This window comes from Ruegeria sp. SCP10 (assembly GCF_040329495.1).
Classification (GTDB): Bacteria; Pseudomonadota; Alphaproteobacteria; order Rhodobacterales; family Rhodobacteraceae; genus Ruegeria.
The window spans coordinates 448,810-461,132 of sequence record NZ_JBDZYF010000003.1 but is presented as its reverse complement, the minus strand read 5'-3'; the positions used below and the strand labels follow the sequence as shown (position 1 = coordinate 461,132).

The window sequence follows — 12,323 nt, the reverse complement described above, 5'->3', positions numbered from 1 at the left end:
CTACTTGTCTTGCAACAGGTGTTTCAACCGCTATCAGCAGAGTCGCGTCGGCGACGCCCTCGCTTCTGCTGAAAACACGAGTAGATTTCACGGCCTCATCGAAATCGCCGTCATCTCCAGAGGCTTGGTCAATTGGCGGCGGGCGATCTTGAATATTCCCGCGCGCGCTTCGCTGGTGCTGCGGAAATCGGACAGCATTGACCACCACGCACGGCACATGTGCCAACCCACCCGAACCCGACCCGCGATCGGTTGGCCCCCACGCAGGATACCTGCAAATATGATCGGAACCGTGCGGCGCGACATATCGAACATCTCTTTCAAAACCGCCTCTTCCTCTTCCGAGCTTTGGTTGCCGCTTGCGGCCATAGCGGATTTGAGGTTCTTGCCGACCGGGCGGGTGTGATGCATAGCAATCTCATCCAGAATGGCTGTGCGAAACGCGCCCGCCTCTTGCCAGCGGCACCAGATGTAATCCAGGCCGTAACCGCTCATAGTGGACTGAAACAAGGGCAAGGCTTTTTTCAGGACATCGCGATGTAGGCAAGGGGCCATGATCTCGATGTAGTTGGTGTATCGCAGTACAAAACCGGGGCATTGGCTGAAGACAAAATGCGAGAAATAGCTATCGGGTGTCAGTGACGGTTGTGCGATCCTTAGGCCATGGGAATCCATGGCGTTGAACAAGTCATTCACATTCTGTGCTGCAATATCTAGATCGTCATCTGGCAGCCAAACATAGTCATACGCTTCCAGATCCCTGCCCGAAAGCGTCAGAAACAGACCGTCCCATTTCCCGCCCTTGACCAGAACGGCCTCGACCCCGGGTTCGGGCTTGAACGCAGCAAATGCCTCATCCGAGAAAAAGCTGATCAGCAGATCATAGTTGCGATCTTCATACGAAATCTCTTGCCAGCGCGGATGCAAGGACTTTCCGCCTGCCCGGACAACAACTAAGTTTTTCTTCATGATCTGTCCTGAGCCCCGCTTCGGCTGTCTAGAAGGGGTGTTAGCCCCGCAATCTCGTCGGGTTTGAGCGGATGACTAAGCCGCCCATAACTGTATCTGAGTTGGTATAGCGCATTGCTTAGAAAGCGCCCCAGAGAAGAACCGGCTTTCTTGCTGTTGCGGTTCGCCTCGATTGTACTGTCAAAAGTTCCGCGTTCTGCAACCATTTGATGCGCCAACGTCAGAATTGGCACTTGGTGTTCCCAGTAGAACTTGAGGTCGATATCGACGGGGCGGGCAAACGGGGCGTGGACAGCTGCCAGATGCGCCGCCGCTTTGCGGCCAATGAGATAGCCTGTTGTTCTAGGGGGCAGCCGATCCGACAGGACTAGGCTTTGATCAGCGACCGACCCCAAAACCTGCCTGCCACTACCTGCCACGCCATCCAGTTTGATCACAACGTCTTGATAGCGCTCCGATGTTTCGGACAATGCAGCTAGAAATGGCATCGGGTTCTGAATGAATGTCGCATCATCTTCCAGCACAAGGGTCAAGGTATCATCAGCCTCAGCGATAGCCTGCCAGATTTTCAGATGGCCCAAGGCACAGGCTATTTCATTGCGGCTAAGCGGTCGCTTGAACGCGCGCCGGTTCCTTTTGGCATCGTAAACGCGCGACACATCCTCGTCTGACAGTTGATCGCCGTAGATGGCGTCGAAAAAAGAGTGCAACAACCCCAGCTGTGTACATTCCGCCTCACATGCGTTGCGCCGATCAATGTCCCTTGGAAGGCTTAGAATTACGGCTTTGATCGACACTGGCGGCTTACCTAAACGAATTCTGGCAGGTATCTAAGGGTCAAGTATGACAATCACAAGCAGCAAACGCTGCCTAGCCCTGTGCCAGCTGTCAGCGGCGCTCTGGTGGCAAGTATCCGCTCAGTTGGGGAAACTCTGAATTCCCTCAATGATATAACCGTTGGGATCAGGGGTATTGAAGCACCGGATTGCCTCCATTTGTTGCGCTTGCTGTTGCATCGTGCCTGGATCGTACCTACCTGTGCACGCCTGAGCGACGGTGCGTTGCCGTCGCCCATGCGCGATCAATTGAAAGGTCACTCTGTCACGCTTGGGTATCTGCCCTTTTGGCCAAAATGATTTTAGGTTATCTGAGCGAGCGCATGGTTTCATGATCTGGAGAATGCAATGATTAAGCGCGCCTGGGATAACTGGCGGTCTGGTTATATGGGCCGCCTGATTGGCGAAAGCTTTTATGCACAAGGCTGGATGTACGGGATCGCAATCGTTGCGATGATACTGGTCGCCGCCACCACTGCCGGCGCGGCCTATATGATGGAGTACATCGTCGATGCCATGACCAGCCCCGAGATGCGTGGCTGGGCGCCGTTGATCGCGCTATCTGTTGTAGGCCTGTTTCTTGCAAAAGCGGCGGCAACTTACATACAGGCCATCTATTTGGCACGGGCTGGAAACCGGATTGTCGCCGCGCAACAGGACAAGGTTTACCGCAAGCTTCTTCGGCATGGGGTTGATTTTTTTGGGCAGAACGAGTCATCCGAACTGTTGATGCGGACGACACATGGCGCTCAAGCTGCCCGCACCTTGATTGATGTGTTGGTGACAGGCTTTGTAAGGGATTTGCTAACACTTGTCGGTTTGATCGCGGTAATGGTTTACCAGCAACCGCTTCTGTCTGTTATGTTTTTAGTTGTCGGCCCCGTGGCGCTACTGGGGGTTCGCTACCTGTTGAAGAGCGTTCGAAAAATCATGCAGGCGGAGTTTACATCGCTTGCCGAGATTATCCGGGTACTTCAGGAAACCTCTGCCGGTATCAAGGTTATCAAGGTCCTCTCGCTCGAAGAATTGATGACCAATAGGATGGATGTGGCAATCAGGAAAGTTGAGGCGCGATCCAACGATATCGCACGCTTGCAAGCCATTGCCAGCCCGCTGATGGAGTTTCTGGCCGGTCTGGCGATCGCGGGTGTTTTGGTGGTCAGCACGTTGGGGATTGCCGGCTCGGAGCAACCAACGGCAGGCCAGTTGATGTCATTTATTACTGCGCTTTTGATGGCATATGAACCCGCAAAAAGACTCTCGAAAATGCGCGTCCAGATCGAAGCAGCGATGGTCGGCGTAAGCCTTGTGTTCGGTCTGCTGGACCAGGAAGACACAATGACCGAGAGCCCAGATGCCGAGGATATTCCAGATGGTCAGGGTGAGATCACGTTGCGCAATGTGACCTTTGGCTATCAGGGTTCAATCTCTGTGATTGAAGATATGAACCTGACCTTTGCAGCGCGGCAAACCACTGCTTTGGTCGGTCAGTCTGGGGGTGGCAAGTCAACGATATTTGGGTTGATCATGCGGTTTTATGATCCCAACGAAGGGTCGGTCGAAATCGACGGCCAGGATGTACGCCATGCGAGTTTCGCGTCGTTGCGCAAGAAAATCTCTTACGTGGGCCAGGATACCTTCCTGTTCTCAACTACAGTGATGCAGAACCTGCGCTTTGCTGCACCTGATGCAACAGATGAGGAAATTTATGACGCGGCCCGCGCCGCTCATGCGCATGATTTCATCTCCGAACTGCCGAATGGGTATGACACACTTGTCGGTGAGAACGGTGCCTTCCTCTCCGGGGGTCAGAAACAGCGTTTGGCCATTGCCCGCGCGATTTTGCGTAAGGCTGAGATCCTGTTGCTGGACGAAGCCACCAGCGCCCTGGATGCAGAATCCGAAAACCTGGTGCGCGAAGCGCTGGATGCGCTGACAAAGGACATGACAGTGGTCGTCATCGCGCACCGTCTATCCACGATCCTTGAGGCGGACAATATCATGGTGATCCAGGACGGGGCCGTTGTCGAACAAGGCAATCTGGATCAGCTGATCGCCCGCAACGGCAGCTTCCGCAGGCTCTATGACCAACAGTTTAAAAAGGGTGCTGAAAAAACTGAGGTCGCAGAATAAAAACCGGGGCATCGGAATGATCCCGATGCCCCGGTTTTTTGGATTGTTCCCCTGTTCTAAGGCAGATCGTCCAGCAACATGGGATACAACAGGTTGCCCGCTTGTGGCCCGGCACCCAGATAATCGACCCATTGATCCGTCGATTCATTGTAACGGCGATAGCGTTCAATCTTGTCATACAGGCCATTGACGATGGTCTGCTGTTCCGAAATGGGCAGGCGCACCCAATCATCTTCGGTAATGGCCATGATCTGTGATTTATAAGGCAAATCCGCCAGATACTCGTCCAAAGCCACAGCCTCGGCCAGGCTTGGATCGGACTGGCGTGAGACCTGGTCGGGCCGACGGCTCATATCAGCAGCCACACCAAGAACCTGAGTAAAGAACTGATCAGGGTTCACCACGTTGCGTTCAGCCTGATCCACGATGATCCGCAGAGCCTCTTCCAGATTGCTCAGATCAGCCTTGGAGATCAGTAGACGGATAGACAGTGGTTTCAAACCGGTGCGATCAAAATCCCGGTCGGCCACATAAGCCTCGAACAGATCGGGGGCCTGCGCGCCCTCGGTCCGGCCCAGATAGGCCAGCTGCATGGTACGGCTGGCGGTATTGAGGCCACTAAACAACCCGCCTTCGGCTTCATTGACGATGGCATCTTCATCCAGCAGCGCGTCCCCGTCGCTGCCGCGATAGGACGAGGCCTGTTGCGCAACGAACTGTCCCAATTGGCGAGCCGTGTCCTTGTAGATGGCGGGGTCGCCATTCTCGATGGGGAAGTACAGCGGGGCAGAGTTGGGAAAAGCGGTCAGTTGCTTATAGGCCGCCTCGGCCGAGGGGTGATCCTTGGCGCCGCGCGCGGTGCGCAGATGCATGACGGCCATAGCGCCCCCGATCCGCTCTCGAATAAGGCGGTTCAGGCTTTCAGCGCTTAGACCGGTCGAGGAATATTCATCATCAAATTCGCGCGGGCCTGCATCGGTCACCAGAACGATGAACCGGCTTCCGAAATCGCTCCAATCCATATCCTGCAGGGCATGTTCGATCCCGCGATAGCTGTCTTCGCGGAAGTTCTTACTGCTGGCCTTCGCTTCCTGCATCTGGTCGATCCCGGCCAGAAAATTCTCGACATCCAGCCCCTGTTGCAAATCCACAAAGGTCTTGACCTCATATCCCAAATCAGGCGCCGCTTGCAGGCTGTCACGATAGCCCACAAGGGCAAAGCTGACTGCGTCGGCGGCGTCCGAGGAGGCTGCCTCGCGGTACACTTCCTGCAACGCATCGCGGGTGGCGCGGATATAGGGCTCCATGGAAATGGTCGTGTCGACGACAAACACCACCCCGGTTTTTAGATCACCCGCAGCTTGACCATTTGGGGCGGCCGGTGGGTTCGGTGCATTGGCACTGGCAACGGCAACTTGCAGCAGATTTACGAAGGGTCCGATGTCAAACACCGCTTCTTCGGTCGATAGGATCGGCATCACGTACAGGTTCTGCCGTTGATCAATCGTCTCACGCGGACCAAGGGCGATTACGGTTTCCGACGGGTCTCCCCCCTGCTCGGCCGACAGAGCTTCATCCCGAGCATCCGCGGCCAGATCGGCGGGGTTTTCGCTTTCGATGATGTCGTAGATCGGGTCGATATCGTTGAAGAACAAAACCCGGCCCACATTGTCGCTGCCTTCCAGCGTCGCAACGATGTTTTGGTTCCAGTCGACCGTCGCGGCCTGAGGCACCCACATCAGGTCGTCTCCCTGATCAGTGGCCCCGATCTGCATCCAGTCACCATTGCGGTCATACACAAAGAACACCTGCAGCGGCGACAGGGCCTTGCCGGGGCTTTCGCTTTCCGGTTCTGCGCGCGCTTCGATCCGTTCCCGGATCAGTACGCGCTGGAACAGGCTGGTTTTGCCCTCGATAGGCAATGGTGATTTCGATTGCGCCAGCAGCGGCCCGGCCAGCAACAGCGCCGTTACAAGAAGGAGTATCCGTTTCAACATGTTATCCGTCTCCTCACTCGCCCAATCTGTTCAGGGCTTCGCGCGCCGGGTCTGATCCCAGATCAGCTGCGCGCTGATAATATCGCCGCGCCGCCGAGGGGTTGGGGCGCGGAAAAGGGGAAGTCACTGTGCTATGGGTTTCGGGGTCATACATTTCGGCAATCAGGATATTGGCGTCGGCCCGGTCCTGTTCCGACAACTCTTGGTCATTGCTGATCGCAATCAATGCGCCCAGGGCCGCATCCAGATTCTGAGCCCCACCCGCCGCCAGCAAATCGCGCGCCGCGGTCAAGGGATTGTCTGCTGCGACCGCCTCTTGTGCGACGACAACGGATTCGTTGACCTTGGCCGACTGACCTCCGGGGCCGGCAAGAAAATACCACGCGGCGCCTGCCATGACGGCCAGAGCGACGATTCCAGCCGCGATCATGGGCATATTGTTGCCGCCAGAGCTTTCCTCGGACGGCGCAGCGCCTTTGGGCGGGGCCGCGCCTGCTGAGGGTTTCTTTTTTACCTCGCCGTTCAGCGCTTGACGGAACAATCCTGGCAGGTCGGAGGGGCGGTCTTTTGGGTTGGCTTTCAGCAACTGCTCAAGCGCCCATTTCAAACCAGGCGCGACCTTGGGATCGGTGATTTTGACATCCGCCTTCCGGTCTTCGACGGCTGCGAACCCTTTGCCTTCACCGGGTAGCTCCAGCCCCGAGGTCCGCATCAAGACCAGCCCCAGAGCATAGGCATCTGTGGCGGTGGACACCTCATTGCCGAACAGGCCCAACTGTTCCGGCGCGCAATAGCGCAGCTTACCTGCAAAACTATCACCGATGATGGACTTGTCCGTCCCAACACTGTCTGACGCCAAGCCGAAATCAATGAACTTGGCTTGATTAATATCATCATGCGAGATCATCACATTATCCGGTGCCACATCGCGGTGGACGATGCCCAGCTTGTGAATGGCTTCAAGCCCTTGCGACAGGCGCAGACCCAGTTTCAACACATCATCAGAGGACAGCCTTGCCCCCTTTTTCAGGTAGTGCGCCAATGGATGACCGGGCACAAATTCCATCACCAGGAACAGACGGCCATCCTTGTCCAGCATCGAGGTTTCGAACCGCACTACGGCATCACTGCGCACGGTACGCAGCAGGTTCGCCTCACGCCTAAACAGATCAACGGCCTTTTGGTTCTTGGCAAAGCTGGGCGTCATGACCTTGATCGCCACCTCATGCCCGCTGGCCCGGTTCAGGCCACGAAAGGTGGCCCCCATGCCGCCCTCACCCAGCAGGGATTTGATCTCATACGTGTCCTGCAGAACGCTGCCGGGTTTCAGGCCAAGTACCGAGTGTTCCATGGTTGTCCTTACCTCCGGTTTTTCAGGCTGATGGCGCTGTGCTTGCTAAAGGTGCGGATATCCATGATCTGAAAGCAGATGCCCGCGAATACCAGCGAGGAAGTGATCCCGAACACCACCGTCAGGAAGGCGGCGATGATCGTGGTTGTATCCGGGCCCAGCGGCGACAGGCGCAGCATGGTCACAGCGGTGAAACAGAAAAAGATAATCGACAGCGCGGTGGTGATCCAAACCAGAACCTCCAGCGACTTGTTCAATACATCCCGCATTCTTTAACCTTTCCAAGTCAGTCTTCCATGAACGACAGGGCCAGCCCCTGAATATCGTCCGCGATTTGATCCAAATCCGAATATCCCGCGACGCTGCGCGCGCCGATGTGATCTTGCACCAGTGCCAGGCAGTTTGCCCGTTCGCGCCCCCGGCTTTCTTCGGTGGGGTAGATGAAATCGATCTGTTTGCGCAGCAGCACGGGCGAGTATTGATCGACCAGCCCTTCGATCAGATTGGCATATTCAACCACATCTGCCTTGGCTTTCTCTTCGATTTCCCTGAGCTTCGCCGCAGCCTCTTGTCGGGCGATCTCGATTTCTTTCAGCAGTTCCTGATCCCCGGCGGCGCGCGCCTCGCGTTCGATGGCATCAAGCTCGGGCTGGATTGTCAGCATTGAGATCAGAGCGTTCAGATAGCGGCGCAGAGCTTGACCGCAGACGAGAACGCCCGAGGTGAGGATCAGTCTGACCGATTGATCCCGTTGCGCGTTGCGCTCAACTCGTCCCCGATTCAGGGTGTCCTTGATCACCGCCAGTTGCGTCTTGGTTCGATCCGACAGGGATTCTGCTGAAATCTCATCCAGCAGTTCCATCGCCTCTAGTTCGCTTGCTGCCGAAGCTAGCGCTTCATCCGGGCGCGCCAGTTGGTCCAACCCGTCCTTCAGCGCCTGATCCTGATCCGCCGAAGTTATGGCCAAACCCTGCAACACCAGCCTTGTGCCGGTGAAGCGATCCGCCGAGGCAGTGTTTGACAGGATGTCAAAGGGTGGAACCTCAAACCGGGTCGAGGATGTGATGTCTGCCAAGGGCGTCCGCGCGTCGCCACCGCGTTTCACGAACCCCCCGGCCTGACCGTGCAGTCGCCCGTGACGGACCAGAGCAAACGGATCCCCCACGATCTCGGCCGCGTTGCCCAGCATGTCATGCAGACCCAACGGGTTGGGCTTCAGAGAACCGACCACTTGCAGTTTTCCACCTGCCGAGGACGTGCCGCCATGGGCGATGTATTCGTCCTGTGGCGTACCCTCTGGCACCGGTGGTAGTGGGGCACGGAACAGGGATTGATCCACCGCCAAACCACCACGGGCGGAATACTCCCATTCCTCCTCGGTGGGCAGGCGCAGATAGGCCCGCGTATCGCCGACGCGGGGCAGGCTGTCGGGCGCATTCTCCATCAGCCATAGGGTGTAGGCCTCGGCAAAGCGCTGATAGTCCAGCTTGGTATTCCCGACCGCCGGAACAAAGCCCCGGCGACGCGGCTCCTTGTCGGGGCAGCCAACCATGACCACATCCCACTGCGCCTGCGCCAGCTCATACTTGGCCATGTAGAAATAGCCCTTGGCGGCGCCATCGGGATCGGCAAAGGCACCCGAGACAAAAGCCCGGCGCAATCCATTCAGATAGGGTTGATCGCTGCCTTCCTGCCCCAGCACGACCGAGACATCTCCGATCACGCCATCTGTGTTGGGCGTCGCCACCTTGCGGAAGGTCATCGCTCCGCCGCAGGGCATGGGCAGGGACAGGTCCCCGTCTGCAGGCTGCGGGTTATAGTACTTCTCGCGCCAACTGATGTCTTGTGCCTGCGCGGTTGCAGAGAAGGTCAACAGACCGATCAGCGGGGCCAGGGCAAGGCGGGTCAGTTTAGGCATGGGTCAAGACCTCCTGAGGTTCGACATTGCGTACGGCAAAAACGGCCCAGACCGCAGCGGTCACCGCCGTCACGGCGCCCAGAACCAGCGTCGCAAAAACATCGCCCGCATAAAGGCGCGCAACGGATTCGCCGGGGGCGGTTTCGAACGTGGCGTTGATGGCCAACAGGAAGGGCAGGATGATGATCAGCGTCGCGATCACGCCACCCAGTACCAACGCAAGACTTTGGACCACCGGGATTACACAACGCTGCCGGTCGGGCATAGTCAGCATGGAAAACAGGCTGAAAATGACCCGCTGACGTTCGACCATTCCGCGCAGATTGGCAGACATTGCCGCCCAGAAGCCAAACATGGCCAGTGCTGCGATGGCGGTGAACAGTATGTTCAGATTGCGCCGGAAGGACAACAACAGGGCTGCGTTTTCAGCCCGAGGACGCGATTGCAGCCCCTGTTCGGCCAGATGGGCAGACAAGGTTCCGATATCTTCAAGCGAACGCGCATAGAGGCGGAAACTGGCATAGGTTTCGGGCTCGGCAACCGGATCGGTCCAGTTTGCAGGCGTTGAGGTCAGATCATCGCGGAACCGCTCGACCGCCAGAAGATCGGGCAGCGACAGGAAGATGGCAGGACGCGGCCAGATTTCGGGGGGCAATACGCCAATCACCTGCAGATCGCGACGGGCGTTTTCGCGTTGCCCATCCACTTCGCGCCCGATGATCATATCGACGGTATCCCCGGATGAAACTGACAGGTCCTGTGCCAGCTTGTCTGAGACCCATACGCGACCCGGCGCAACGGGTTCGCCGTCGATCAGCGGATCGCCCGCGGCTGAGGGGATCAGGGGCACCGCGCGCTCCAGTTTGCGCTGCACCTCATGCCGGACCGCGTTGGCGGATGTGTTGATCGAGCGGGTGGCGGGCACAATGAACCCCACATCCTGCCGCGCGCCCAGGGCGGCGAAAAAGGCCGCATCATGCTGTTCGGCCCCGATGGCCAGGATTTCGCGGTTCGACGGGTCCTCGATCAACCGGCCTACCATGGTTCCGATGATCCCGTTCTTCAGCGCCAGAATGATCAGTAGAGGGCCGAGAACACCCGCCAGCGCGGCAACAAAACACAATGCTGACTGCCAGTCATGGCGCAATTCGCGCAGGGCCAACATGGCTGGTATCCGCACCATCACGCCACCCTCGCCGCCGCGCGGCCCGCTGTTGAGAAGATCGAATAGGATTGCCCCTGATGATCCAGAATGCGGTGATCGGCACGGGGGGTGTCCGCAAACTCACCGGTTTGTGCCTGATGGCTGGCCAACACAACGGCTGACCCGGCTTCGGCTGCCAGGTGCACGATCAACCCCTCAACTTCGGCCACGTTTGCGGGGTCGAGGGCCGAGACCGGCTCGTCCAGCAACAGCAATGCGGGCTGTCCCAGCAAGGCTCGCGCGACCGAGGCGCGTTGGCGTTGGCCCACCGACAACTGACCCGGTTTGCGGGCGGTCAGGTCCCGTAGCCCCATAGCGCGGATCAGGTGATCCTGCCATTCGGCATTCGGCACCTGCCCGGCGATGCGCATAGGCAGTTCAATATTCTCCTGCAAACTCAGATACGGCACCAGCGTATTAGTTTGCAGCACAAAGCCCAACTTGTCCGGCCCAGCGAATTCGGCCCGTGGGGTTTCAGGAGTGACTGTCACTCCGTCGATCACATGCAGCATATCCGGCAGGTCCGTCAGCGGCAGCGCCCCCGCAATCAGCCCCAGCGCTGTGCTTTTGCCCGCCCCACTGACCGCGTCCAGAACGATGGTCTCACCTGCGCTTAGTTCCAGCTCTTCGATCACCACGAAGAAACCGGGCGCGCGTTCGATCCCAAGGTTGCGGATCGACAGGACCGTATCACGGGCGTCTGAGGACAAGCGCAACCCCCCCAAGTTCGACCTTCGATTTGGTGTTGATCTGCACCGGTTCATTCGGTTTCAGACGGCGGCCATCGACCTTGGTGCCGTTGGACGAGCCCAGATCGGTCAACATCATCTTACGCCCCTGCAAGGACAGGCTGGCATGGCGGCGGCTGAGATTGCGATCGGTGATGGTCAGCGTGTTCTCGCTGGCGCGCCCGATCGTGACACCCGATTGGAGTTGGGTGGCGCTGAACCGTTCGGATTTTCCATCCATGCTGACGGCCAGAATGGCCCGGCCCGAAGATTTGGCCGACCCATCCCCGCGCGCGGATTTTGATCCGCGATCGGCTTTGCTTTGCGAAACTACGAAATAGATGCCGCCGATCACGGCTGCACTGGCGCCAGCCAGTACGGCCAGGATGATCAGCAGGCTGTTGTCTGTTGCACCACCGCCAACAAAGTCCGGGTTGTCTGGATCACATTCCTGCTGGTGCGCGTTAAAGGGAATGCCCGCATCCCGCAAAAAACCGGATATTGGGTTCGCTGACGAGGCCCAGAATGTGTTGTTCGTTGGCGTGCGACCATCCGAGTTCCAGACCGAGATGACGGTGTTGATACCCAGTACCGATCCGCAATAGTCGATCAATGGTCCGCCCGAATTACCGGGATTGACCGATGCGGTGTGCTGCACAATTTCGAGGGTCCGCCCTGTTTCATTGAATGATCCCGGAGCAACCTTACTGATCGCTCCCTGGGTTAGTGTCGTTTCAAAAAAAGGCAACATATCCCGCCCGGCATTGATCTGGTCCGAGGAACCGGGATAGCCGATGGCAGCCACCTGTTCACCTTTCAGTGCCTTGCCTTCGCGCAAAGACAAAAATCCGGGCCTATGTCCGCTGGATTCCTGCGGGACAATGCGCAGTACGGCCAAATCCAGTTCGCGTGAGGCATGTAGAACCTTCGCATCATACAGAAAAACTCGGTCATCCTGTTTGAACCCGACCTGTATGTTCAGGCCACCGTTAATCACATGATGGTTGGTGATGTAGTAGTAACCGCCACCTTCGGGTAGTTCTGACAGGACGAATCCCGATCCAGTTGCTTGACCGCCGCTGACGTCGACGACCGCTCGTCCAACGGCCTTGTCCGTTTCCGCAACGATATCCGGCGCAATTTGCGCAGCGACAGCGCAGGCCATACCGAACAGCCAAGCGGCCGTA

The 12,323-nt window shown here is 57.7% G+C and carries 10 protein-coding genes; 1 reads left to right on the top strand and 9 read right to left on the bottom strand.

The features are described 5' to 3' along the window. Positions 1 to 87: 87 nt before the first annotated feature. Both ABLN87_RS11240 and ABLN87_RS11235 read right to left on the bottom strand, forming a co-directional pair. Positions 88 to 969 (bottom strand): hypothetical protein, encoded by an 882-nt coding sequence (locus ABLN87_RS11240; RefSeq protein WP_353010217.1) that lies wholly within the window; start codon positions 967 to 969, stop codon positions 88 to 90. After that, positions 966 to 1,766: a glycosyltransferase family 25 protein gene (locus ABLN87_RS11235; protein ID WP_353010215.1), complete on the bottom strand. Its 801-nt coding sequence runs from the start codon at positions 1,764 to 1,766 to the stop codon at positions 966 to 968. The genes ABLN87_RS11240 and ABLN87_RS11235 overlap by 4 nt, the downstream gene beginning before the upstream one ends. 387 nt (positions 1,767 to 2,153) lie before the next feature. On the opposite strand from ABLN87_RS11235, the gene ABLN87_RS11230 reads away from it, so the two are divergent. Beyond that, positions 2,154 to 3,938, top strand: coding sequence for an ABC transporter ATP-binding protein (locus tag ABLN87_RS11230; protein ID WP_353010213.1), 1,785 nt, complete (start codon positions 2,154 to 2,156; stop codon positions 3,936 to 3,938). A gap of 56 nt (positions 3,939 to 3,994) precedes the next feature. Here the strand turns inward: ABLN87_RS11230 and ABLN87_RS11225 are convergent, their stop codons facing one another. From ABLN87_RS11225 to ABLN87_RS11195, 7 genes are read right to left on the bottom strand one after another with little or no spacing between them, the layout of a single operon-like run. Further along, positions 3,995 to 5,935: a vWA domain-containing protein gene (locus ABLN87_RS11225; protein ID WP_353010211.1), complete on the bottom strand. Its 1,941-nt coding sequence runs from the start codon at positions 5,933 to 5,935 to the stop codon at positions 3,995 to 3,997. 13 nt (positions 5,936 to 5,948) lie between these two features. Beyond that, the gene (locus ABLN87_RS11220) at positions 5,949 to 7,286 is read right to left on the bottom strand and encodes a serine/threonine-protein kinase (protein WP_353010209.1); all 1,338 of its coding nucleotides are present in this window, start codon (positions 7,284 to 7,286) and stop codon (positions 5,949 to 5,951) included. An 8-nt stretch (positions 7,287 to 7,294) separates the two neighbouring features. Continuing rightward, the gene (locus ABLN87_RS11215) at positions 7,295 to 7,555 is read right to left on the bottom strand and encodes a hypothetical protein (RefSeq protein ID WP_170535048.1); all 261 of its coding nucleotides are present in this window, start codon (positions 7,553 to 7,555) and stop codon (positions 7,295 to 7,297) included. Between the two features lie 17 nt (positions 7,556 to 7,572). Continuing rightward, positions 7,573 to 9,204: a formylglycine-generating enzyme family protein gene (locus tag ABLN87_RS11210; RefSeq protein ID WP_353010207.1), complete on the bottom strand. Its 1,632-nt coding sequence runs from the start codon at positions 9,202 to 9,204 to the stop codon at positions 7,573 to 7,575. Beyond that, the gene (locus ABLN87_RS11205) at positions 9,197 to 10,387 is read right to left on the bottom strand and encodes an ABC transporter (protein ID WP_353010205.1); all 1,191 of its coding nucleotides are present in this window, start codon (positions 10,385 to 10,387) and stop codon (positions 9,197 to 9,199) included. The genes ABLN87_RS11210 and ABLN87_RS11205 overlap by 8 nt, the downstream gene beginning before the upstream one ends. Beyond that, positions 10,387 to 11,118, bottom strand: a complete 732-nt coding sequence (locus ABLN87_RS11200) for an ATP-binding cassette domain-containing protein (protein WP_353010203.1) — start codon at positions 11,116 to 11,118, stop codon at positions 10,387 to 10,389. Before ABLN87_RS11200 ends, ABLN87_RS11205 begins: the two co-directional genes overlap by 1 nt. After that, entirely contained in the window at positions 11,099 to 12,301 is a 1,203-nt protein-coding gene (locus tag ABLN87_RS11195) for a trypsin-like peptidase domain-containing protein (protein WP_353010201.1), read from the bottom strand. The genes ABLN87_RS11200 and ABLN87_RS11195 overlap by 20 nt, the downstream gene beginning before the upstream one ends. Positions 12,302 to 12,323 lie beyond the last annotated feature (22 nt).